Genomic DNA, 22,649 nt, shown 5'->3' with positions numbered 1-22,649 from the left:
TTAGTCCTGAAACGTTTAATAACGAAAGGAAGCACCATGGCAAACGATCTGATGTGCGATGCAATGGCCGCCGAACTGCAAGCCCAACAGGTAGTGCAGGCCGTCGGCACACTGCGCATGGCCCCGCACGAACTGCGACGCCTTCGCATCAGCAAGCGCGAGAGCCAGGAAAAGTTCTGGGGCCGCTTCGGCGTCACCCAGTCCAGCGGCAGCCGATTCGAGACCGGCCTGGCGATCCCGGCCCCGGTATCGATCCTGCTGCGCCTGTACATCCACGGCAAGCTCAGCGATGGTGATCTTCAGGGCTGATCAGGCCCAGGCCGATCGCCTTCACCACCGCCTGCTGGCGGGTGTTGACGCCAAACTTCTGGCGCACATTCGCCAGGTGGAAGTTGACGGTCGCCTCGGAGCAGTTGGTAATCCGGGCAATCTCCCAGGATGATTTCCCCACCGTGACCCACTGCAGCACTTCCAGTTCGCGCCGCGTCAGCCGCGGCGCACTGCTCTCCTGCCGCGCGCCCTGCTCGCGGAACTGTCCCGACGAAGCGAACGCATAATCCCGGATCAGCGACAGGCCCGCCAGGGCATGGCCGACCTCGCGCCGGAACGCCGCACCGGCCTGCACGTCGCAGGCGAAACTGAGCACCCCGAATTCCCCCTGCGGCCCGTGGACCGGCAAGGTCACGCCGCTGCGGATGCCGTGCGCACTGGCCTCTTCGTACAGCGCCTGCTGGGCGGGCTCGGCGAAGGTGCCGGGCTCCCAGACGATCGGCAGCGTGCTCGCCAGGCAATGACCCACCGTCGGGTCGACATAGGCAAACCCGTTGCGGTCATAGCGCTCGCGCCACTCCGGCGAATAATTGCTTCGCAAGAAGGCCGATTCGAAGCGTGTATGGCGCGAGCCGACCACGCCATACAGCACGCGGTCGAAGCCCTGCCCCCGGGCGAGCTTGAAGAGCAACTCGCTCCAGTCTGACGCATCCTTACAATGCATCAAATCAAGTAATAATCCGGTATCAATCATGGGGGCAATGAAGTATGCAACGCCGGTATGCTAAGTGAGTTTTGGCCGTGGAAGAGTCACACAAATTAACAAATACAAATAAATACAAGAAATTGCTGCATGTCATTTATTTATACCGGTGGCAAAAACACAACGATGGACCAATCGTGCGCCACCGTCTTGGCTCTTGCGTTACCCTCCGCCGAATTGGCCAATAAAAATTTCACATTTGCAACCTTTCTGAAAAATATTGCATATCTGCCCAGCAGTAGTGCTTGACTTGCATATACACAAGAGTATCTTTTTATAATTTTCGTTGTCACAGTCTGCGGGACGCCTTTCGGCCGCCCGACCCCTCTTTTGAAACAAGGATCTCCTCGATGAACAACATGACCGACATGGGCGAACAGCTGGACGTCAAGCTGTTGCTGAACACCCTGATGGCGCTGAAAAAAGGCGATTTCTCGGTGCGCATGCCATCGGATTGGACGGGCGTGTCCGGCAAGATCGCCGACACCCTGAACGACATCATCGAAACCAAGCAGAAGATGGTCGAGACCGTGACCGAGGTGTCGCGCGTGGTCGGCCGCGAAGGCCACCTGACCCAGCGCGCCGACCTGCCGGGCGTGGTCGGCGGCTGGAGCACCATCATCAGTTCGGTCAACACCCTGATCGACGACCTGGTGCGCCCGACCACCGAGATGGCGCGCGTGATCGGCGCGGTGGCCAAGGGCGACCTGTCGCAGACCATGGCGCTCGAGGTCGACGGCCACCCGCTGAAGGGCCAGTACCTGCGCGCGGCGATGACCGCGAACACCATGGTGGAACAGCTGTCCTCGTTCTCGTCCGAAGTGACGCGCGTGGCGCGCGAGGTCGGCACCGAGGGCAAGCTCGGCGGCCAGGCCCAGGTGAAGGGCGTGGCGGGCACCTGGAAGGACTTGACCGACTCGGTGAACTCGATGGCGGGCAACCTGACTTCGCAGGTGCGCAACATCGCCGAGGTGACCACCGCGGTGGCGAACGGCGACCTGTCGAAGAAGATCACGGTGGACGTGCGCGGCGAGATCCTGCAGCTGAAGGACACCATCAACGTCATGGTGGACCAGCTGCGCTCCTTCGCCTCCGAAGTGACGCGCGTGGCGCGCGAGGTGGGCACCGAGGGCCGCCTGGGCGGCCAGGCCTACGTGCCGGGCGTGGCGGGCACCTGGAAGGACTTGACCGACAACGTGAACTTCATGGCCTCGAACCTGACCGGCCAGGTGCGCAACATCGCGGCGGTGACGACCGCGGTGGCGAACGGCGACCTGTCGAAGAAGATCACCGTGGACGTGAAGGGCGAGATCCTGGAGCTGAAGAACACCATCAACGTGATGGTCGACCAGCTGTCCTCGTTCGCCTCGGAAGTGACCCGGGTGGCGCGCGAGGTGGGTACCGAGGGCAAGCTCGGCGGCCAGGCGGTGGTGAAAGGCGTGGCCGGCACCTGGAAGGACTTGACCGACTCGGTGAACTCGATGGCCGGCAACCTGACCGGCCAGGTGCGCAACATCGCGGACGTCACCACCGCGGTGGCGAACGGCGACCTGTCCAAGAAGATCACCGTGGACGTGAAGGGCGAGATCCTGGAGCTGAAGAACACCATCAACGTGATGGTCGACCAGCTGAACTCCTTCGCCTCGGAAGTGACCCGGGTGGCGCGCGAGGTGGGTACCGAAGGCAAGCTCGGCGGCCAGGCGAACGTGCCGGGCGTGGCCGGCACCTGGAAGGACCTGACCGACGGCGTGAACTCGATGGCGGGCAACCTGACCGGCCAGGTGCGCAACATCGCGGACGTGACCACCGCGGTGGCCAACGGCGACCTGTCCAAGAAGATCACGGTGGACGTGAAGGGCGAGATCCTGGAACTGAAGAACACCATCAACGTGATGGTCGACCAGCTGTCCTCGTTCGCCTCCGAAGTGACCCGGGTGGCGCGCGAGGTGGGTACCGAAGGCAAGCTCGGCGGCCAGGCCTACGTGCCCGGCGTCGGCGGCACCTGGAAGGACCTGACCGACAACGTGAACTTCATGGCCTCGAACCTGACCGGCCAGGTGCGCAACATCGCGGCGGTGACGACCGCGGTGGCGCGCGGCGACCTGTCCAAGAAGATCACCGTGGACGTGAAGGGCGAGATCCTGGAACTGAAGGACACCATCAACGTGATGGTGGACCAGCTGTCCTCGTTCGCCTCCGAAGTGACCCGGGTGGCGCGCGAGGTGGGTACCGAGGGTAAACTCGGCGGCCAGGCGAACGTGTCGGGCGTGGCCGGCACCTGGAAGGACTTGACCGAGAACGTGAACCAGCTGGCGGCGAACCTGACCAACCAGATGCGCGCGATCGGTGAAGTGGCGACCGCGGTGACCCGCGGCGACCTCTCGCGCTCGATCCAGGTGGAAGCGCGCGGCGAGGTGTCCTACCTGAAGGACAACATCAACGAGATGATCCGCAACCTGAAGGAAACCACGCAGAAGAACGCGCAGCAGGACTGGCTGAAGACCAACCTGGCGCGCTTCACCCGCCTGCTGCAGGGCCAGCGCGACCTCCAGGCGGTGACCAAGCTGATCCTGTCGGAACTGGCGCCGCTGGTCTCGGCCCACCACGGCGTGTTCTACATGATGGACTCGCAGGAAAGCGACGCGCGCCTGCGCATGATCGCCAGCTACGGCTACCGTTCCAGCCGCAAGCTGCCGACCTCCTTCCTGCCGGGCGAAGGCCTGGTGGGCCAGTGCGCGCTGGAGAAGACCCGCATCTGGCTGACCGACGTGCCGCGCGACTACATCGTGGTGTCCTCGGGCCTGGGCTCGGCCCCGCCGAACAACATCGTGGTGCTGCCGATCCTGTTCGAGCAGCAGGTCAAGGCGGTGATCGAGATCGCTTCGCTCGACCGCTTCACCGAGACCCACCTGTCCTTCCTCGACCAGCTGATGGAATCGATCGGCGTGGTCCTGAACACCATCGAGGCGAACAGCCGTACCGAATCGCTGCTGACCCAGTCGCAGTCGCTGGCGCAGGAACTGCAGCAGACCAACCAGGAACTGGCGGAAAAGGCGCGCCTGCTGTCCGAGCAGAACATCGAGGTGGAGCGCAAGAACCGCGAGGTGGAACAGGCCAAGCTGGCGCTGGAAGAAAAGGCGACCCAGCTGGCGCTGTCCTCCAAGTACAAGTCCGAGTTCCTGGCGAATATGTCGCACGAACTGCGTACGCCCCTGAACTCGCTCCTGATCCTGGCCCAGCAGCTGTCCGATAACCCGGAGGGCAACCTGTCGGCCAAGCAGGTCGAGTTCGCGAAGACCATCCACGGTTCCGGCTCCGACCTGCTGACCCTGATCAATGACATCCTGGACCTGTCGAAGATCGAGTCGGGCACCGTCACCCTGGACGTCTCGGAATACCGCTTCTCGAACCTGCGCAACTACGTGGACCGCACCTTCCGCCACATGGCGGAAGCCAAGCACCTGGGCTTCCAGGTCGACCTGGCGGACAACCTGCCGACCGCCCTGATGACCGACACCACGCGCCTACAGCAGGTCCTGAAGAACCTGCTGTCGAACGCGTTCAAGTTCACCAGCCACGGCAACGTGTCGCTGACCATCAGCCTGGTGGCCAGCGGCTGGACCGCCGACCACCCGAACCTGGTGCACGCCGACGCCGTGCTGGCGTTCTCGGTGCGCGACACCGGCGTGGGCATCCCGTCCGACAAGCTGCAGCTGATCTTCGAGGCCTTCCAGCAGGCCGACGGCTCGACCGCGCGCAAGTACGGCGGCACCGGCCTGGGGCTGTCGATCTCGCGCGAACTGGCGCGCCTGCTGGGCGGCGAGATCCGCGTCGAATCCACGGTCAGCGTCGGTTCGACCTTCACGCTCTACCTGCCGTACAACCGCGCCGGCTTCATCAACTACGAGCAGACGCGCCAGCCGCAGCCGGCCCGCTTCGCTCCGCCGCAGCAGCCGATGGCGCAGCTGCCGGCGCTGCGCGAAAAGGCCGACGTGACCACGGTCGAGGCGATCGATGCGGGCGGCGGCCTGGTCGAATACGCCAGCATGCTCGACGACCGCGGCCTCTCCACCCCGGGCGATCCGTCGGTGCTGATCGTCGAGGATGACGAGCGCTTCGCCAAGGTGCTGCTCGACTTCGCGCGCGAAAAGAACTTCAAGGGCATCGTCACCCATCGCGGCGACTCGGCCCTGTCGCTGGCGCGCGACTACCTGCCGTCGGCGATCCTGCTCGACATCGACCTGCCGGACATCGACGGCTTCACGGTGCTCGACCGCCTCAAGCGCGACCCGAGCACCCGCCACATCCCGGTGCACGTGATGTCCTCGCTGCGCGAGCGCGAGCGCGCGCTGCGCCAGGGCGCGATCTCGTACATCAACAAGCCGGTCGGCCGCGAGCAGCTGCAGGAGGAATTCAAGCGCATCCAGAAGTTCCTGATGGGCGGCAAGCGCAGCCTGCTGGTGGTCGAGGACGACATGGCGCAGCGCCAGTCCATCGTGTCCCTGATCGGCAACACCGACATCCATATCGTGACCGCCGAAAACGGCAAGGATGCGCTGGAAGCGCTGCAAAGCGCGCACTTCGACTGCATGGTGCTGGACCTGACGCTGCCGGACATCTCGGGCTACGACCTGCTCGACCAGATCGGCGGCAACGAGCGCCTGCGCGACCTGCCGGTCGTGATCTACACGGCCCAGGACCTGTCGCGCAAGGAAGTCACGAAGCTCAAGCGCTACGCGAAGACCATCGTGATGAAGGATGCGCGCTCGCCGGAGCGCCTGCTGGACGAGACGGCGCTGTTCCTGCACCGTTCGCAGGCCAGCCTGCCGGAGACCCAGCGCCGCATGCTGGAAGAGATCCATGCCGCCGACGGCGGCCTGGCCGGCCGCAAGGTGCTGATCGTCGACGACGACCTGCGCAATATCTTCGCGCTGTCGACCCTGCTGGAGCGCCAGCAGATGCAGGTGCTGTTCGCCGAGAACGGCCGCGACGGCATCGAGGTGCTGGAGAAGGACCCGACCATCGAGATCGTCCTGATGGACATCATGATGCCGGAGATGGACGGCTACGACACGATGCGCGCGATCCGCCGCATTCCGAAGTTCCGTTCGCTGCCGATCATCACCCTCACCGCGAAGGCGATGAAGGGCGACCGCGACAAGTGCATCGCCGCCGGCGCCTCGGACTACATCACCAAGCCGGTCGATGTGGCCCAGCTGCTGTCGATGATGCGGGTGTGGCTGCATTGAACGGCTTGACCGGGTTCGCCGTCCACCAGGCGATCGAGGATCTCGAGATCGAGCTGCTGCTGGAAGCCATGTTCCAGCGCTTCGGCATCGACTTCCGCGGCTATGACCGGACCCTGCTGCGGCGCAAGCTGCTGGGGCTGATGCGCCGGCGCGAGCTGGCCACGGTCTCGCGCCTGCAGGAAGCGGTGCTGCACCAGGCCGGGGCCGCGCTCGACCTGGTGCGCGCGCTGGCGGTGCCGAACGCGCCGCTGTTCGACCGTCCCGACTGGGTGCGGCGCCAGCGCGCCGCGCTGGCCGACAGCCTGCGTCCGACCGCCCTGCCCAAGGTCTGGCTGGCCGAGCCGGCCGGCGTGGGCGAGGCGTGGACCATCGCGATCCTGCTGGCCGAGGAAAAGCTGTATGGGCGCACCGAGGTATTCGCCACCCTGGCCAGCGACGAGCTGCTGGCCGAGCTGCGCGACGCCACCGTCCCGGCGGCGCAGCTGGCGGAATTCCAGCCGCAGTACCTGGAAAGCGGGGGTAGCGGGCGCCTGCTCGACTACTTCGAGGTCAGCGACGGCGAGGCGCGCCTGCTGCCGCGCCTGCGCGAGCGCATCACCTGGGCGCAGTACAGCCTGGTGACCGATGCCTCGTTCAACGAGTTCAATGCGATCGTGTGCTGCCGCGCGCTGCCCGACTTCGGGCCGGTGCTGAGGCAGCGTGTGCTGCGGCTGTTCCATGACAGCCTGGCCTTGTTCGGGGTGATGGGGATCGACCGGGAGCTGTCGGCGTCGGATGCGTTTGCGGAGGATTACCAGCAGGTGGTCGAGGGGACGGGGTGGTACAAGCGGGTGAGGTGATCGGCTTGCGCCCGGCGGCGCAAGCCGATCCGGCCGCCGCTACGCGCTCCTGTCCGCCGACGCCCTCCCGGCAATCCGGTCGCGCCACGCCTGCAGCTTATCGAACCCCTCCGCACCCGGTCTGAACTTCATCAGCCCGCGCGCGAACTCGATCGCGCAGAACGCCGTGATGTCGGCGATCGTGAAACGTTCTCCCGCCACATACGGCATGCGTCCCAGTTCTTCATCCAGCCAGCGCGCCGTCGCGCGCATCTTGCTGCCCTGCGCCTGCCCGAATTCGGCGAACTGCGGCTGCTCCAGCACCGCCAGTCCCGGATGGGTATGGCGCACGCACTGCGCGATCTCGAGCATCAGGCGCAGTTCCATGCGCCGGTCCGCCATCTCGATGAAGGCGCGCTCCTCGAAGTCGCGCCCCATCAGGTTCGGTTCCGGATAACGCCCCTCGAGCCAGGTGCAGATCGCGCGCGTCTCGCTCAGGCTGCGGCCGTCGTCCAGTTCCAGCACCGGCACCCGCGCCATCGGATTGCGCAGTAAGAAATCCGGGCTGCGCTGCTCGCCCGCGTTCAGGTCGACCGCTACCCGCTCGATCCCCGTGATCCCCTTCTCCGCCATGAACATGGTCACGCGCCGGGGATTCGGCGCATAGGCGCTGACAAAGAGCCGCATCGCTCAGGCTCCCGGCGCTGCCGATATGGTGCGGCCACGCGCGCTCGCGGCCGGATACAGGTCGATCATGACGCTCCTTAATCTCGGGGGAATCCCGACAGGAAACCATCATAGCCGCAAACGCCCGCGCTGCGCACGGCTCATGCGGGCAGGGGCGTGCGCGCCGCGGCCGGCGACGGGACCCCGCCCTGCGCCACCATCCAGGCCTCGACCCGCTGCGCATGAAGCGGCCCAAGGTGCAGGCCCAGCTTGGTGCGGCGCCACAGCACGTCGGCCGCGCTGGACGCCCATTCGTGGCGCATCAGGTAGCGCAACTCGGCCTCGTACAGGCCGGGCGCCACTTCGGCGCCGAGGTCGGGGAGCCGGGCGCAGCCCGCCAGCAGGCACTCGCTGCGGGTGCCGTAGGCGCGCGCATAGCGCAGGGCGAGCGCCGGCGGCAGCCAGTCGTGGCGCCGCTGCAGCGCCGCCACCCAGCGGTCGAATTCCAGCACGCCGCGCCGGTCCGGCGTCGGCCCGAACAGGTCGCCGCCGGGCAGCAGCGCAGCGGCCGTCCAGGCGGCCGCCGGGCGGCCCAGCGCGGGCGCCAGCCAGTCGACGGCCTGCTCGGCCAGCTTGCGGTAGGTGGTGATCTTGCCCCCGAAGACAGACAGCAGCGGCGCGCCATGGGCGTCGTGCTCGAGGCAGTAGTCGCGCGTGATGGCGGCGGCGCTCGACGCCGCATCCTCGAGCAGCGGCCGCACCCCGGAATAACTCCACACCACGTCGTCCGGCGTCACCTGGCGCCGGAAATAATGGTTCGCGACCTGGCACAGGTAGCGCGTCTCGTCCGCGCCGATCGCCACCTCGTCCGGATCGCCCAGGTACTCGACGTCGGTGGTGCCGATCAGGGTGAAGGCGCCCTCGTAGGGAAGCGCGAACACCACCCGCCCGTCCGGATGCTGGAACAGGTAGGCGCAGGCGTGCTCGAACAGGCGCGGCACGACGATGTGGCTGCCCTTGACCAGGCGCAGCGTGCGGCGCGGCGCGGCGCCCAGGGCCTGGCGCGCCAGGGACGCCGCCCAGGGACCCGCGGCGTTGACCAGTCCGCGCGCCCGCACGCTCAGCACCTCGCCCGCGCGCACCAGGCCCGCTTCCCAGTGGTCCGCATGGCGCACCAGGTCGCGGCACAGGGTGTGCGGCAGCACCAGGGCGCCGCGCTCGTGCGCGTCGAGGGCGTTCAGGACGACCAGGCGCGCGTCGTCCACCCAGCCGTCCGAATACACGAAGGCGCGCGTGAATTCGGGTTTCAGGGGCTGCCCCGCGCGGTGGCCAGCGAGCCGGATGGCCTCGGACGCGGGCAGGAATTCGCGCCGCGCCAGGCGGTCGTACAGGAACAGGCCGGCCCGGATCAGCCAGGCGGGCCGCTGGCCGGCGTCGTGCGGCATCACGAAGCGCAGCGGGCGCATGATGTGCGGCGCGCTGCGCAGCAGTACTTCGCGTTCGGCCAGCGCCTTGCGCACCAGCCCGAACTCGCGGTGCTCCAGGTAGCGCAGGCCACCATGGATCAGCTTGCTCGAGGACGAGGAGGTGTGGGCACCGAGATCGTCCTTGTCGCACAACAGCACCCGCAAGCCCCGCCCCGCCGCATCGCGCGCGATGCCCGCGCCGTTGATGCCGCCGCCCACGACCAGCAGGTCGCATTCGATCGCCTTGCCCGACTCGCTCATCCAGGCCTCCGTCACGGCATCCATGCCGCCCAGCCTTTCCAGTGTAGGCAACTGGCGGGCATCAAGTTGTGCCTGCATCAATTATGCGGAGAATGCGCCCGCCCGTGTGTAAAATCGCCACATGCACAACGCTTCCAACCCGGCCGGCACCCCAGGCACACGGGCATGGGTCCGGATGCCGTCCGGCCGCCGGCTCGACCTGCTCGATCCGACCCCGTTCGACTGGGACGACGCCGACCTCGCACTCGGCCTGGCCCGCACCTACCGCTGGGGCGGACATTCGGCCTGGCCGCTGCCGCTGTCGGTGGCCCAGCATTCGATCACGGTCATGCTGCTGCGCCGCGCCGCCGCGCCTTCCCTGTCTCCGCTGGAGGAAATGCGCGAACTGCTGCACGACGCCGAGGAAGGCCTGCTCGGTTTCGACGCCATCTCGGTGATCAAGCCTTTCCTGGGCGACGCCTTCCGGGCGCTGACGCGCCGGCTCGAGCACGTGGTGTTCCTGCGCTACGGCCTGCCGGCCTGGGAGGCGCGCGCCCACCTCGCGCACAAGCGCGCCGACCGCCTGGCCGCCGCCACCGAGGCGGTGCACGTGGCCGGCTGGTCGCGCGAGGAAGTGCGGCGCACCCTGAAGATCCGCGCCGCGGTGCTGGCCGAGGATCCGCTCGCCGCCCGCTATGGCTGCCGCCCCTGGGAGCCATGGCCGCCGGCGCTGGCGAGCGAGCGCTTTCTCACTGAGCTGGAGCGACTCAAGCATGCCGTCCAACAGCAAGTCGCCGCCTGACATCCTGCGCGCCGCGCAGCTGCTGCGCGCAGCCGACGGCCTGCTGGTCGCCGCCGGCGCCGGCATGGGCGTCGATTCCGGCCTGCCCGACTTCCGCGGCAACGAAGGCTTCTGGCGCGCCTACCCGGCGATCGGGCGGCGCGACCTGGCCTTCCACGAGATCGCCTGCCCCGCCACCTTCGACAGCGATCCGCGCCTGGCCTGGGGCTTCTACGGCCACCGGCTCGACCTGTACCGGCGCACCACGCCGCATGCGGGCTTCGCGATCCTGCGCGCGCTGGGCGAGCGGATGGCGCAGGGCAGCTTCGTCTTCACCAGCAACGTCGACGGGCAGTTCCAGAGAGCCGGTTTTCCCGAGGACCGGGTGGCGGAATGCCACGGCTCGATCCACCACCTGCAATGCACGCGGCCATGCTGCGACGCCATCTGGCCGGTCGGCGGCTTCGCGCCCGAGGTCGACCTCGACCACTGTTCCCTGCGCTCCCCGCTGCCGCGCTGCCCGCACTGCGGTGCGCTGGCCCGGCCCAACATCCTGATGTTCTACGACGGCGCATGGATCGAGCGCCGTACCGAACAGCAGTTCGCGCGGCTGGCGGCCTGGCGCAGGGGAATCCGGCAACTTGCCGTGATCGAGCTCGGCGCGGGAACGGACATTCCTTCGGTGCGCCATTTCGCGGAATCGCAGGCCGTTCCGGTCATCCGCATCAACCCGCGCGAACCCGAGGTGCGCCATGGACTTGCACTGCCCATGGGCGCTCTGGCGGCCCTCCGGCAGATCGCTGCCGCAACAGATCTTGATGCAGGACAATAAATTGCGATAAGTGGCTGATTTTATTCAGGCTTTTGGCCTATCCACAAGAAATGTGGATAACTTTGTGGACAAGCCCCTCTTGACAAGCCGCAAGTGCAGTAAGGATGCGGGTTTCAATAAAATGCCCGTTCTACAGGCAAAATAATTCTTCAATAAAATCAAGGACATGCACGTGCACACCTTCTGGGCAGACAGATAAGTTGCGGCTGAGTCCTACATAAGAGTGAAACAGGGGATAAGTCGTCTACGTGCAGCCATCTGCCGTCATTTCCATGCGTTCCTGGCCCGCTCGCGCACCAGCATGCGCACGCTCTCGGGTACCGGCCTGCGAATCTCGCGCTGCTCGGCGCTGAGCCAGACGCATTCCTCGAAATGCTTCAGCATGGCCGGGGTGATGAAGCGGGTGCGCGCCGCGTACACATGGCGGTCGCCCATCTGGGATTGCTGCTTGATGAAGAAGCGGTTCGGCACCACCAGCTGCAGGTGCTCGCGCGCCCGCGTCATGGCCACGTAGAGCAGGCGCCGCTCTTCCTCGATGTCTTCCTGGCTGCCGGTGCTCATGTCCGACGGGATGCAGCCGTCGACCACGTTCAGCACGTGCACCGATTTCCATTCCTGCCCCTTGGCCGAGTGGATGGTCGACAGGATCACGTAATCCTCGTCCAGCAGCGGCGGTCCGGCGCGGTCGCTGGTGGCCTCGGGCGGATCGAGCGTGATCTCGGCCAGGAAGCTCTCGCGGCTGCCGTAGCCGCCGGCGAGAAGCGCCAGCTGCTCGATGTCGGCGGCGCGCACCTGGGCGTCGTCGTGCATGCGCTCCAGCTGCGGCGCATACCATTCCTTGACCAGTTCGAGGTCTTCCGGCCAGCGCAGCCCGGGAGTGCGCAGGCGCCGGTACAGCGCGCGGAACGCTTCCCAGTCGGCGCTGCTGCGCGCCGGCGCGGCGAAGGCCTCGATCGCGCTCACCGGATCGGCGCTCGCGCCGACCGCGTCCAGCAGGCGGGTCGCGGTGGCCGGACCGATTCCCGGGATCATCTGGGCCACGCGGAAGCCGGCCACGCGCCCGCTCGGGTTCTGCGCGAACCGCAGCACCGCCAGCACGTCCTTGATGTGCGAGGCTTCCAGGAACTTCAGGCCACCGAACTTCACGAAGGGAATGTTGCGGCGCATGAGTTCGAGTTCGAGGGCGGCGCTGTGGCTGGCGGCGCGGAACAGCACCGCCTGGCTGGTGAGGGCGATGCCCGCCTCGCGGTGTTCAAGGATGCGGTTGCAGACCCAGCGCGCCTGCTCGGCCTCGTCGGGAATCAGCACCAGCTGCGGGCGGGCGCTGGATGCGCGCTCGGTCCACAGCGTTTTTGCATGGCGTTCGAGCGCCCCGGCGATCAGGGCGTTCGAGGCGTCCAGGATGGGCTGGGTGGAGCGGTAGTTGCGCTCCAGGGTGACCAGGTGCGCCGGCTGCGAGAACTGGCCCGGGAAGTCCAGGATGTTGCGCACCGTCGCGCCGCGGAAGCCGTAGATCGACTGCGCGTCGTCGCCGACCACCATCACGCCCTCCCCGCCCGGCTTCATGCCGGTGAGGATGGCCGCCTGCAGGCGGTTGGTGTCCTGGTATTCGTCGACCAGCACGTGATCGAACAATCCGCCCAGCTCAGGGCCGAGCTCGGGATCCTGCGCCATCTCGCACCAGAACAGCAGCAGGTCGTCGTAGTCGAGCACGTTCTGCTCCTGCTTGGCGTCGACATAGGCGCCGAACAGGGTCTTGAGCTGGGCTTCCCATTCGCTGCACCAGGGGAAGCAGGCCTGCAGCACCTTGTCGAGCGGATCGCGGCTGTTGACCACGCGCGAGTAGATCGCCAGGCAGGTGCCTTTCAGCGGGAAGCGCTTCTCGGTCTGCGACAGGCCGTTCTCGTGGCGCACCAGGCCCATCAGGTCTTCGGAATCGCCGCGGTCGTGGATGGTGAAGGATTCGTCCAGGCCGATGCGGCCCGCATAGTCGCGCAGCAGGCGCGCGCCGATGCCGTGGAAGGTGCCGGCCCAGGGCAGCGCGACGGGCGACCGGTTGCCGGCCTGGCCGAGCAGGCGGTGCAGCACGCCGCTGGCGCGCCGGGTCATTTCGCTGGCGGCGCGGCGCGAGAAGGTCAGCAGCAGGATGCGCTGGGGATCGGCGCCCGACTGGATCAGCCGCGCCACGCGGTGGGCCAGGGTGCTGGTCTTGCCCGAGCCGGCGCCGGCCACCACCAGCAGCGGCCGCGGCGGCGCCACGCCGATGTCATGCTCGACCGCGGCGCGCTGCTCGGGGTTGAGGCTGGCGAACGGATCGTCGGTGGCGGCTGGTATGAGAACGGCGGACATGGATGGGCGACAGAAGGAAATGCCATACTGTACATTTATCCAGTCCTGGGCTGCAAGTGAATTTGCATGAGGAAAATCAAGACCTTGCGGCGGCTTCGTGCATGTCTTGAACGATTACATGCGAAATCAATGCTAAGTTCCGGAAAAATAAAAAGTTTTCCGGATATCCACAAAGTCTGTGAATAACTATGTGGAAAAGCGGGGGCTTGACACGCTGCACGCGGCCACGGATGCGGGTTTCAACAATTTGCCTATTGGGAAGGCAGTGTGGATAGCCCCGGAAATCAAGGGTTTACGAGAAGCTGTTGCTAGCCTGGCACGGCGCCCGGGAAAATTCCTTGGACTAAGCCGCTATGTGCATAACCGGAAACGTCCGGCGGGCGAAAAAACCGGCTCAGGCTGCCCGGCGCTGGCCCGGTTCGAGCAGGACGCGCTCGATCACGTGCGGCTGGATCGCATGTATCTTGAGAAATTCCACGGCGGAGCGGATACCGCAGACATGCAGCATGGCAACGGCACGCGCGATGATGTCGCGCTGGCGCATGTCGCGCCTCGGGTCTGGGAACGCGGCGGTGCGCGCCTCGTTCAGAGACGCAGGGTTCAGGCTCATGGTCGTCGACTCCATGGGTTAGAGGACAGGTTTCACAGGGGCCCCCATCACGGAGTGCCGCATCACGGTAGGCGCAGCAAGAATCAGCGCATCAGGATTATTGATGATGGCTCAGCGAAGTCAATGTCAAACATGTATGTATAGGCATTTTTCGTTCATGTTGAGGCATCTATTCCGGCCCGCAGCGGCCGTATCCAGCGCTGCGCCGCGTTTCGCGCCGCCTGCCTACAATCGGCCTGGAACCCATTCCATCCACCACCGAGGAACGCCATGAGCACGCATCCCGATCCCGACCTGAACCCCGGCGACGAAGCCGAGCCCGGCACGCCCGGCGCCGGCGAAGACTTGTGCGAGTCCTGCGGCGGCAGCGGCAAGGCGGCCGACGGCAAGCCCTGCCCCGAGTGCGGCGGCAGCGGGCGCGTCATGCGCGGCATCGGCGGCGGCTGAGTGCATGGACAGCGGGGACGGTGAGCGGCGATAATGCCTGGATGACCGTTTCGCCGCCCGCCCCAGCGCAGGCCGACGGGTCGGGCGCAAGCCGGCCGCGTCCCGCCTCGCTCACCGACCTGTTCGTTTCCTTCACCCTCCTCGCCCTGCAGGGCTTCGGCGGCGTGCTCGCCGTCGTCCAGCGCGAACTGGTCGAGCGCAAGCGCTGGCTGACCAACGAGGAATTCATCGAGGACTGGGCGGTCGCGCAGATCATGCCCGGGCCGAACGTGGTCAACCTGAGCATGATGGTCGGGGCGCGCTACTTCGGCCTGGCCGGCGCGATGGCCGCGCTGGCCGGCCTGCTGGCGGTGCCGCTGGTGCTGGTCCTGCTGCTGGCGATGCTGCATGCGCAGTATGCGAGCCATCCGGCGGTGGCCGGCGCCCTGCGCGGCATGGCGGCGGTCTCGGCCGGCCTGATCGCCGCCGCCGGCCTGCGCATGTCGACCGCGCTGGCGAAGAGTCCCATCCCGCTGGCCTGGTGCGTGGCGATCGCGGCCGGCGCCTTCGCGCTGCTGGCCTGGGTGCGGGCGCCGCTGGCCCTGGTCCTGTTCCCGGTCGGCGGCCTCGGCTGCGTGCTCGCCTGGCGCAGGCTGGCTGCATGAGCACCCACCAGATCGTGCTCGGCTGGCAGGACTGGTTCGACCTGTTCGCCCACTACCTGATGCTGTCGCTGATGTCGCTCGGCGGCGCGATCTCGACCACGGCCGAGATGCACCGCTACCTGGTCGAGCAGCAGGGCTGGCTGACCCAGGCCCAGTTCAACGAATCGATCGCCATCGCCCAGGCCGCGCCCGGTCCGAACGTGCTGTTCGTGGCCCTGATGGGCTGGCACGTCGGGCTGAACGCGGGCAGCACCACGGCCGCCGCGCTGGGCGTACTCACCACCATGGTCGGCATCCTGCTGCCCTCGACGGTATTTACCTACCAGGTGTCGCAGTGGGGCCACCGCAACCGCGAGCTGCGCGCGGTGCGCGCCTTCAAGCAGGGCATGGCGCCGCTGGTGATCGGCATGCTGCTGTCCACCGCCTGGCTGCTGGCCACGGCCGGCGGCGGCACCCGCTGGCCCGCGTGGCTGCTGGCGGTGGCGAGCTGCCTGCTGATCTGGCGTACCCGCATCCACCTGCTCTGGCTGCTGGCGGCCGGCGCCCTGCTCGGCGCATTCGGACTGGTATAGTGTCCGGAATGCGACCACACCAGACTGCGACCCATGCTTGAACTCCTGAATGAGCACGCCTGCTTCGGCGGCGTGCAGCGCTTCTACCGCCACGCCTCCAGCGCCATCGGCCTGCCGATGCGCTTCTCGGTCTACCTTCCGCCCGGCGCCGGCGAGCGGCCGCTGCCGGTGCTGTTCTACCTGGCCGGCCTGACCTGCACCGAGGAGACCTTCATGACCAAGGCCGGCGCCCAGCGCGTGGCGGCGCGGGAAGGCCTGATCCTGGTCGCGCCCGACACCAGCCCGCGCGGCGCGGGCGTGGCGGGCGAGACCGACAGCTGGGACTTCGGCGTCGGCGCGGGCTTCTACGTCGACGCCACCCAGGAACCGTGGTCGGCGCACTACCGCATGTACAGCTACATCCTGGAGCTGCGCGAACTGGTGCTGTCGAGCCTGCCGGCCGATCCGGAGCGGGTCGGCATCTTCGGCCACTCGATGGGCGGGCATGGCGCGCTCGTGATGGCGCTGCGCAATCCTTCGCTGTTCCGCTCGGTCTCGGCCTTCGCGCCGATCGCTGCGCCCAGCCGCTGCCCCTGGGGCCGGAAGGCCTTCGGCGGCTACCTCGGCGCCGACGCGTCGCACTGGCGCGACTACGACGCCAGCCTGCTGATGGCGGGCATGCGGGAGGCGCCTTTCCCCGGGGGCATCCTGATCGACCAGGGACTGGCGGACAAGTTCCTGGCCGAGCAGCTGTACCCGGAAGCCTTCGAGCAGGCCTGCGCCCAGGCGGGGCAGCACCTGATGCTGAGGCGGCATGAGGGCTATGACCACGGGTATTACTTCATTTCGACCTTCGTCGAGGAGCATCTGCGCTTTCACCGGGGACAGTTGGGCTGAGTGCGATCGCCCGGCGCCCTGGCGGCCCGGGCTGAACGGTTGCGCCCGTCGCCGTCGGCTTCAAAAACCTTTTCGCCGGCCTCTTGAAACCTTCCTTTTCCTGCCCTATAACGAAAGTGCCGGCACTCGTACCGGCCATGTTCACTTTCACCAAACGGAGGCCATCATGAATCTCGTCAGGAGAGGCAGCCCGCCGCTGCCGGCCTACCGTCCGGGCTCGGTCGAGGACCAGTTCGGCCGGATGGTCGAGAGCATGTTCCAGGACTTCTTTGCACCCTTCGCGCAGGCCGGGGGTTCCTGGCCGGGAGAGGACACCGCACCGCCGCGGATGAATCTCCACGAAACCGAGAAGAGCTATGAAGTCCAGGCCGATCTGCCGGGCGTCGACAAGGATGACGTAAAAGTCACCATCGACGGCTCGCGCGTGCAGATCGAAGCCGAATGCCGACGGGCAAACGAACGCCGGGAGGGAGAGACCGTGGTGTATGCTGAACGCACCGCACGCAAATTCATGCGCAGCTTCACCCTGCCCTCCGAGGTCGACGAAACGGCGGCGCAGGCCAGGCTGGAAAGCGGTGTCCTCATGTTGTCCCTGCCTAAAAAACAGGGCAGCGAGGCGCACCGCCTGACCATCCAGTAAGCGTCTGGCCCCTCGCGGACCACGCTCGGTGGTCCGCTGAAAGACCGCGTTGCGGCAGTGCCGCGTGCAACGCGGTCTTCTGTTTTCCGGAGGGTCGCAGCCCATGCAGGAAACCGACGTCTTCATCGACCGCGCCCATGCGGGCAAGCAGCTGGCGCGCGCGTTGCGCCATCTCGCCGGCCACGAAGGCGGCGTGCTGGTGCTGGCGCTGCCCCGCGGCGGCGTACCCGTCGCCTTTCCGGTCGCGCAGGCCCTGCACGCCGAACTCGATCTCATCATCGTGCGCAAGCTGGGCATGCCCGGCCAGGAAGAGTACGCGATGGGCGCGGTCGGCAGCGGCGGCGTGCGCGTCCTGCAACCCGGCGTGCCGGGATTCATGGGCGTGACGCAGGAACAGGTCGACGAGGTCACGCAGCGCGAACTGGCCGAGCTGGCCCGGCGCGACCGCCGCTACCGGGGGGCGCGTCCCCAGCCCGCGCTGCGCGGACGCTGCGTGATCCTGGTCGACGACGGCATCGCCACCGGCGCCAGCATGGAGGCGGCGGTCGAGGTGGCGCGCCGGCAGCAACCGGGCCACCTGGTGGTCGCCGCGCCGGTGGGCGCGCCGGACACGCTCGAGACCCTGAGAAACCTGGTCGACGAAGTGGTGTGCCTCGAAGCCCCGCTGCGCTTTCGCGCCGTCGGGCAGTGGTACCGCCGCTTCGACCAGACCACCGACGAGGAAGTACAGGACCTGCTGGCGCAGGCCTGGGCGACATGGCCCGGCAACGGAGGCCACAGCCAACCCAACCGAGAGGAGCGGACATGAAATACGCAACGACCGACACTGGAATGGACCTGGGCAAACTGATCGGCGCAGTCGCGGCCGGCGCCCTGCTGATGTATGCACTGGATCCGGAGCGCGGGCGCGCGCGCCGGGCACGCGCGATGGGTGCGCTGCGCGACGCGGGCGCCCACACCGGCGACGCCCTCGGCAGCGCCTGGCACGGGGCGGGAGCGCGCCTGGGCGTGGCGCGCGACCGGGCGGCGGCGGCCTATGCGCGCGCCGACGCCATGGCGACGCAGGCCGGCGACCGCCTGGCCGGGATCGCCAGCGACATGCGCGACCGCATGGGCCACGCCGCGCACGACACGCGCGAGCGCATGGCCGACAGCGCCTACGAGACGCGGGAACGCATGGACGAGGCCGCGCGTGAAGCCCGCACCCGCGCCTGGGACAGCGCCCGCTCGACGCGCTCCTACCTGGACGAAGCCGGCGACGGGGCGCGCTCGCGCGCACGCTATGCCGCGACCCAGGCGCGCGACTGGCTCGACCAGCTGGTGCACGCCTTCGACAACCGCAGCCCGACCCTGACCAATTCCGCCCTGCTCGGCGGCGGCGTGCTCGGCGTGGCCGGGCTGCTGCGCCGCTCGCCGCTGGGCCTGGTCGCCGGCCTGGCAGCGCTGGCCCTGCTCACCAAGAGCGGCGGCGCACGCCGGCTGGCCGAACTGGTGGGTGGACGCGGCGCCGGCGCCGGCGCCGTGGGCGGCGGACGCTGGATCGACGTCGAGAAGTCGATCCACATCGACGCCTCGCCCGACGACGTCTACGACGCCTGGAGCAGGTACGACAACTTCCCGCGCTTCATGTCGCACGTGAGCGAAGTGCGCGACCTCGGCCACCGCCGCTCGCACTGGGTGGTGAAGGGACCGGGCGGCCTCGACTATTCCTGGAACGCGGTCATGACCGAACAGTCGCGCCCCGAACGCATGGCCTGGCGCAGCGAGCCCGGTTCCGACATCGAGCAGGAAGGTTCGGTGAGCTTCGAGCCGGTGCGCGGCGGCACCCGGGTGACGGTGCGCATGGCCTACCTGCCGCCGGCCGGCGCGCTCGGCCACGGCATCGCGCGCATGCTGGGCGCCGATCCGAAGCGCCAGATGGACGACGACCTGGCGCGCATGAAGTCCTTCGTCGAGCGTGGCGTGACGCCCTATACGTCCTACCACTCGCCGGCGAGCGACCGCACCCTGCACTGAGCGTGCCGCAGCGTCATGAGCGCCATCACCGACGCGTCCCTGGCCGCGATCCGCGCGGCCGCGCATCCGCTCAGCGGGGCGGCGGGCGACTATGACGCCCTGCTCGACCTGGTCGGCGACGCCCGCTTCGTGCTGCTCGGCGAAGCGACCCACGGCACCCACGAGTTCTATGCCGAGCGCGCCCGCATCACCCGGCGCCTGATCGAGGAAAAGGGTTTCGCGGCGGTCGCGGTGGAAGCCGACTGGCCGGACGCCTACCGGGTCAACCGCTACGTGCGCGGCGAAGGCCAGGATCCCGACGGCCGCGCCGCCCTGTCCGGCTTCGAGCGCTTCCCGGCCTGGATGTGGCGCAACACGGCGGTGCTCGACTTCGTCGAATGGCTGCGCCAGCGCAACGACGGGGCCGGCGCCGCCAAGGCCGGCTTGTATGGCCTCGACCTGTACAGCCTGTTCACCTCGATCCACGAGGTGCTGAACTACCTGGACCAGGTCGATCCCAACGCCGCGCGCGAGGCGCGCCGCCGCTACGCCTGCTTCGACCACTACGACCGCGACAGCCAGCAGTACGGCTATGCCGCCAGCATCGGCATGTCCGACTCCTGCGAACAGGGCGTGCTGGCGGCCCTGCACGACCTCCAGCAGCGCGCCTTCGACTACATGCAGGCCGACGGCGCCGGGGCCGAGGACGCCTTCTTCTACGCCCAGCAGAACGCGCGCCTGGTCAAGAACGCCGAGGAGTACTACCGCACCATGTTCCGCGGCCGGGTCTCGTCCTGGAACCTGCGCGACAGCCACATGGCCGAAACCCTGGACGCGCTGGCGCGCCACCTGTCGCGCGACGGCAAGCCGGCCCGGATCGTCATCTGGGAACACAACTCCCACATCGGCGACGCGCGCGCCACCGAGATCGGGCGCCAGGGCGAGTGGAACGTGGGCGAACTGGCGCGCAAGGCCTACGGGTCCGACGCCTGCCTGATCGGCTTCACCACCTATGACGGGCGGGTCACCGCCGCCTCGGAATGGGACGGCCCGGCCGAGCACAAGCGTGTGCGGCCCGGCCTGCCGGGCAGCTACGAGCACCTGCTGCACAGCACCGGCATGCAGGATTTCTACCTGGCGCTGCGCGATCCCGGACCGGTGCGCGACGCCCTGATGGAAGGCCGGCTGGAGCGCGCGATCGGGGTGCTGTACCTGCCGCGCACCGAGCGCCACAGCCACTACTTCATGGCCCAGCTCCCGCGCCAGTTCGACGCCGTGATCCACATCGACCGCACCAGCGCGGTCGAGCCGCTCGATCCGACCAGCGGCTGGCATTCGGGCGAGCCGCCGGAGACCTATCCGGAAGGCCTGTGACAGGCCGGGAAGCCGAGGCTGAAACGGCGCCGATCGCGCTTCCCCCCTTCACTCTTCATACACCGCATAGCCGTCGCGCCCCTTGCCCTTGGCGGCATACAGGGCGCTGTCGGCCGCCGCCAGCAGCTGCTCCTGCGAATGGCGCGGCTGCGACAGCGGGATGCCGACGCTGGTGGAGAGCGCCACGCCGATGCTGGTCGAGGCCTGCACCGCACCCTTGCTGGTCGCGAACGGGGCGCGCATCGCGGCCACGATCTTGGCCACGATATGCTCGGCCTCCTCGCGCGAACCGAGGTCTTCCAGGATCACCACGAACTCGTCGCCCGACAGGCGCGCCGGCGTGTCGGTCGCGCGCACGCCCCTGGTGAGCCGGCGCGCGAACTCCTTCAGCACCTCGTCGCCGATGCCGTGGCCATAGCTGTCGTTGATGCTCTTGAAGTGGTCGATGTCGAGGTAGGCCAGCGCCAGCAGCTTGCCGTGGCGGCGCGCCCGGTCCAGCGCATGCGGGAGGATCTCGCCGAACATGAGGCGGTTGGCGATGCCCGTCAGGCTATCGATGCGGGCCAGCTGCTGCAGCTGTTCCTCGACTTCCTTCACATGCGTCATGTCGTGCTTGAGGGCGTAGACCCCGGCGACCCGTCCGTCCGGCTGCACGTCCGGAATGTAGGTGCCCTGCAGGTAGCGCAGGGTGCCCCGGATCTCGATGCGCATGTCGCAGGTCGCGCTGTTGCCGGCGAAGGCCCGCTCCAGCGTCTCGTGGATCTGGCGCGCGGCCTCCTCGCCCATCACCTCGGACACCGTCATGCCGACCAGGCGCTGGGGCGAGATGCCGAACCATTTTTCGAAGGTCGCGTTGCCGAAGCGAAAGCGCCGCTCGCTGTCCAGGTAGGCGATCAGCACCGGCAGGTTGTCGGCGATCGTGCGCAGGCGCTTCTCGCTGGCCGAGCGCAGCTTTTCCGCCAGCTCGCGCTCGGCCATCAGCTCGTAGAAGGCGCGGCCGAGTTCCCCGATCTCGTCCTTGCGGCCGTGGCGCAGCACCCCGATGCCGGCCTGGTCGCTGCGGATCGCCCAGACCTGGTCGCGCAGCACCTGCAGCGGGGCCAGCAGCCGGTAGACCAGCACCCAGGCCAGCAGCCCGGAGGCCAGCGCCAGGCCGAGCGCGCCGAAGAAGGCGTTGCGGCGCATCTCCTGGAGCGGCGCGAAGGCTTCGTCGGTCGGGTAGCGCGCCGCCAGGATCCAGCCGGTCGAGCGCAGCCGGCGATAGGCGTAGATGCTGGCGCGCCCGTCCTTGCTGTGCGCCTCGATCCAGCCTTCGAAACCCTGCAGCGCGCGCAGCGTGCCGCGGTTGACGCCCGGCGTGGCGCTGATGTGCTTCATCACGCGGTTCCGGTCGGGATGCTCGATGACGATGCCGTCGGCCGTCATCAGGAACAGGTAGCCGGTGGTGCCGGGCTTGAGCACGTTGATCGGACGCAGGAAGCCCGAGCCCTGCAGGTGCACGCTCGCCACCAGCACCTGCGCCACCTCGCCGGCCGCATCGAAGACCGGCGCGCTGAACACGACGATGTTCTGCTTCGACAGCCGGCTTTGCAGCGGTTTCGAAATGACGCTCTTGCGGGTGGCGATGGCCTGGTCGAAATAGTCGCGGCCCCTGGCATTGAACTGCCTGCCTGCCGCGATCGGCTTCACCGTGACCACGATCTCGCCCTTGCGGTCGACCACCAGCAGGTTCATGTAGTCGTCACCCCACAGGCTGGCCTGGATGCCCAGGTGGCGCTGCAGGGCGGCGCCGTCGGCGCGCAGCTCCTCCGTGAGGTTGGCCGCCAGGGTCTCCACCTGGCGCCGGCGCGCTTCCATCCGGTCGTCCATGAAGCTGGCCGCACCCGACAGCATGGTGTATTCCTGGTCGCCGATCACCGATTTCATGCCGCGCTCGACCACGGCCAGGGTCGACAGGGTGACGACCAGGGTCGCGGCGAAGACGAGCACTGCCGCAACGAAAGCCAGGCGCACTTTCAGGTTAGCTGATTTCAAGCGTGGACCAGGCACTGGCATAG

At 67.8% G+C, this 22,649-nt stretch carries 19 protein-coding genes; 13 read left to right on the top strand and 6 right to left on the bottom strand.

The window, feature by feature from the left end; genetic code table 11:
* Positions 1-36: 36 nt before the first annotated feature.
* Entirely contained in the window at positions 37-309 is a 273-nt protein-coding gene (locus tag H162_RS30100; protein ID WP_020652217.1) for a helix-turn-helix domain-containing protein, read from the top strand.
* On the opposite strand, the gene H162_RS0104290 is transcribed toward H162_RS30100, so the two are convergent.
* Positions 284-994 (bottom strand): helix-turn-helix transcriptional regulator, encoded by a 711-nt coding sequence (locus H162_RS0104290; protein WP_026354205.1) that lies wholly within the window; start codon positions 992-994, stop codon positions 284-286. The two genes, H162_RS30100 and H162_RS0104290, sit on opposite strands and share 26 nt — an antisense overlap.
* A gap of 389 nt (positions 995-1,383) precedes the next feature.
* On the opposite strand from H162_RS0104290, the gene H162_RS0104285 reads away from it, so the two are divergent.
* Complete coding sequence (locus tag H162_RS0104285) at positions 1,384-6,282, top strand: response regulator (RefSeq protein ID WP_020652215.1); 4,899 nt, start codon at positions 1,384-1,386, stop codon at positions 6,280-6,282.
* Positions 6,270-7,121 (top strand): CheR family methyltransferase, encoded by an 852-nt coding sequence (locus H162_RS0104280; RefSeq protein WP_229451933.1) that lies wholly within the window; start codon positions 6,270-6,272, stop codon positions 7,119-7,121. The genes H162_RS0104285 and H162_RS0104280 overlap by 13 nt, the downstream gene beginning before the upstream one ends.
* 39 nt (positions 7,122-7,160) lie before the next feature.
* On the opposite strand, the gene H162_RS0104275 is transcribed toward H162_RS0104280, so the two are convergent.
* On the bottom strand, positions 7,161-7,787 hold the full coding sequence (locus tag H162_RS0104275; protein WP_020652213.1) for a glutathione S-transferase family protein: 627 nt from the start codon (positions 7,785-7,787) through the stop codon (positions 7,161-7,163).
* A 140-nt stretch (positions 7,788-7,927) separates the two neighbouring features.
* Positions 7,928-9,493 carry a glycerol-3-phosphate dehydrogenase gene (gene glpD / locus H162_RS0104270; protein WP_026354204.1) on the bottom strand — a complete coding sequence of 522 codons (1,566 nt, stop codon included), beginning with the start codon at positions 9,491-9,493 and terminating at the stop codon, positions 7,928-7,930.
* Positions 9,494-9,614: 121 nt separating this feature from the next.
* Here glpD and H162_RS0104265 point away from each other — a divergent pair, with 121 nt between their 5' ends.
* Positions 9,615-10,274 carry a phosphohydrolase gene (locus H162_RS0104265; RefSeq protein WP_156885469.1) on the top strand — a complete coding sequence of 220 codons (660 nt, stop codon included), beginning with the start codon at positions 9,615-9,617 and terminating at the stop codon, positions 10,272-10,274.
* Positions 10,246-11,085 (top strand): SIR2 family NAD-dependent protein deacylase, encoded by an 840-nt coding sequence (locus H162_RS0104260; RefSeq protein ID WP_020652210.1) that lies wholly within the window; start codon positions 10,246-10,248, stop codon positions 11,083-11,085. Before H162_RS0104265 ends, H162_RS0104260 begins: the two co-directional genes overlap by 29 nt.
* A gap of 264 nt (positions 11,086-11,349) precedes the next feature.
* Here the strand turns inward: H162_RS0104260 and H162_RS0104255 are convergent, their stop codons facing one another.
* Complete coding sequence (locus H162_RS0104255; RefSeq protein WP_020652209.1) at positions 11,350-13,434, bottom strand: ATP-dependent helicase; 2,085 nt, start codon at positions 13,432-13,434, stop codon at positions 11,350-11,352.
* A 394-nt stretch (positions 13,435-13,828) separates the two neighbouring features.
* The gene (locus H162_RS0104250; RefSeq protein WP_156885468.1) at positions 13,829-14,044 is read right to left on the bottom strand and encodes a hypothetical protein; all 216 of its coding nucleotides are present in this window, start codon (positions 14,042-14,044) and stop codon (positions 13,829-13,831) included.
* 270 nt (positions 14,045-14,314) lie between these two features.
* On the opposite strand from H162_RS0104250, the gene H162_RS34685 reads away from it, so the two are divergent.
* The 8 genes from H162_RS34685 to H162_RS0104210 all read left to right on the top strand — a co-directional run bounded on the left by H162_RS34685 (position 14,315) and on the right by H162_RS0104210 (position 20,592).
* Positions 14,315-14,491, top strand: a complete 177-nt coding sequence (locus H162_RS34685; RefSeq protein ID WP_020652207.1) for a hypothetical protein — start codon at positions 14,315-14,317, stop codon at positions 14,489-14,491.
* A gap of 41 nt (positions 14,492-14,532) precedes the next feature.
* Positions 14,533-15,135 carry a chromate transporter gene (locus H162_RS0104240; RefSeq protein WP_040786421.1) on the top strand — a complete coding sequence of 201 codons (603 nt, stop codon included), beginning with the start codon at positions 14,533-14,535 and terminating at the stop codon, positions 15,133-15,135.
* Complete coding sequence (locus H162_RS0104235; RefSeq protein WP_020652205.1) at positions 15,132-15,707, top strand: chromate transporter; 576 nt, start codon at positions 15,132-15,134, stop codon at positions 15,705-15,707. Before H162_RS0104240 ends, H162_RS0104235 begins: the two co-directional genes overlap by 4 nt.
* Positions 15,708-15,740: 33 nt before the next feature.
* Complete coding sequence (gene fghA, locus H162_RS0104230) at positions 15,741-16,583, top strand: S-formylglutathione hydrolase (protein ID WP_020652204.1); 843 nt, start codon at positions 15,741-15,743, stop codon at positions 16,581-16,583.
* Between the two features lie 166 nt (positions 16,584-16,749).
* Complete coding sequence (locus H162_RS0104225; protein WP_020652203.1) at positions 16,750-17,223, top strand: Hsp20/alpha crystallin family protein; 474 nt, start codon at positions 16,750-16,752, stop codon at positions 17,221-17,223.
* 103 nt (positions 17,224-17,326) lie between these two features.
* Positions 17,327-18,031, top strand: coding sequence for a phosphoribosyltransferase (locus H162_RS0104220; protein WP_020652202.1), 705 nt, complete (start codon positions 17,327-17,329; stop codon positions 18,029-18,031).
* Entirely contained in the window at positions 18,028-19,239 is a 1,212-nt protein-coding gene (locus H162_RS32515) for an SRPBCC family protein (protein ID WP_156885467.1), read from the top strand. Before H162_RS0104220 ends, H162_RS32515 begins: the two co-directional genes overlap by 4 nt.
* Before the next feature lie 15 nt (positions 19,240-19,254).
* Positions 19,255-20,592 carry an erythromycin esterase family protein gene (locus tag H162_RS0104210; RefSeq protein WP_020652200.1) on the top strand — a complete coding sequence of 446 codons (1,338 nt, stop codon included), beginning with the start codon at positions 19,255-19,257 and terminating at the stop codon, positions 20,590-20,592.
* A 48-nt stretch (positions 20,593-20,640) separates the two neighbouring features.
* Here H162_RS0104210 and H162_RS0104205 read toward each other — a convergent pair whose 3' ends face one another.
* A complete protein-coding gene (locus tag H162_RS0104205) occupies positions 20,641-22,626 on the bottom strand; it encodes a sensor domain-containing diguanylate cyclase (protein ID WP_229451931.1) in 1,986 nt (661 codons plus the stop codon).
* Between the last annotated feature and the right edge of the window lie 23 nt (positions 22,627-22,649).

Source organism: Massilia niastensis DSM 21313 (genome assembly GCF_000382345.1).
In the GTDB taxonomy this organism is placed as follows: domain Bacteria; phylum Pseudomonadota; class Gammaproteobacteria; order Burkholderiales; family Burkholderiaceae_D; genus Telluria; species Telluria niastensis.
This window is presented reverse-complemented; position numbering and strand designations above follow the sequence as displayed.

Bases quoted from the DNA above. Each gene is read 5' to 3' on its own strand.
- H162_RS30100 (WP_020652217.1), top strand. From the start codon at position 37: ATGGCAAACGATCTGATGTGCGATGCAATGGCCGCCGAACTGCAAGCC.
- H162_RS0104290 (WP_026354205.1), bottom strand. From the start codon at position 994: ATGCATTGTAAGGATGCGTCAGACTGGAGCGAGTTGCTCTTCAAGCTC.
- H162_RS0104285 (WP_020652215.1), top strand. From the start codon at position 1,384: ATGAACAACATGACCGACATGGGCGAACAGCTGGACGTCAAGCTGTTG.
- H162_RS0104275 (WP_020652213.1), bottom strand. From the start codon at position 7,787: ATGCGGCTCTTTGTCAGCGCCTATGCGCCGAATCCCCGGCGCGTGACC.
- glpD (WP_026354204.1), bottom strand. From the start codon at position 9,493: ATGAGCGAGTCGGGCAAGGCGATCGAATGCGACCTGCTGGTCGTGGGC.
- H162_RS0104265 (WP_156885469.1), top strand. From the start codon at position 9,615: ATGCACAACGCTTCCAACCCGGCCGGCACCCCAGGCACACGGGCATGG.
- H162_RS0104260 (WP_020652210.1), top strand. From the start codon at position 10,246: ATGCCGTCCAACAGCAAGTCGCCGCCTGACATCCTGCGCGCCGCGCAG.
- H162_RS0104255 (WP_020652209.1), bottom strand. From the start codon at position 13,434: ATGTCCGCCGTTCTCATACCAGCCGCCACCGACGATCCGTTCGCCAGC.
- H162_RS0104250 (WP_156885468.1), bottom strand. From the start codon at position 14,044: ATGAGCCTGAACCCTGCGTCTCTGAACGAGGCGCGCACCGCCGCGTTC.
- H162_RS34685 (WP_020652207.1), top strand. From the start codon at position 14,315: ATGAGCACGCATCCCGATCCCGACCTGAACCCCGGCGACGAAGCCGAG.
- H162_RS0104240 (WP_040786421.1), top strand. From the start codon at position 14,533: ATGACCGTTTCGCCGCCCGCCCCAGCGCAGGCCGACGGGTCGGGCGCA.
- H162_RS0104235 (WP_020652205.1), top strand. From the start codon at position 15,132: ATGAGCACCCACCAGATCGTGCTCGGCTGGCAGGACTGGTTCGACCTG.
- fghA (WP_020652204.1), top strand. From the start codon at position 15,741: ATGCTTGAACTCCTGAATGAGCACGCCTGCTTCGGCGGCGTGCAGCGC.
- H162_RS0104225 (WP_020652203.1), top strand. From the start codon at position 16,750: ATGAATCTCGTCAGGAGAGGCAGCCCGCCGCTGCCGGCCTACCGTCCG.
- H162_RS0104220 (WP_020652202.1), top strand. From the start codon at position 17,327: ATGCAGGAAACCGACGTCTTCATCGACCGCGCCCATGCGGGCAAGCAG.
- H162_RS32515 (WP_156885467.1), top strand. From the start codon at position 18,028: ATGAAATACGCAACGACCGACACTGGAATGGACCTGGGCAAACTGATC.
- H162_RS0104210 (WP_020652200.1), top strand. From the start codon at position 19,255: ATGAGCGCCATCACCGACGCGTCCCTGGCCGCGATCCGCGCGGCCGCG.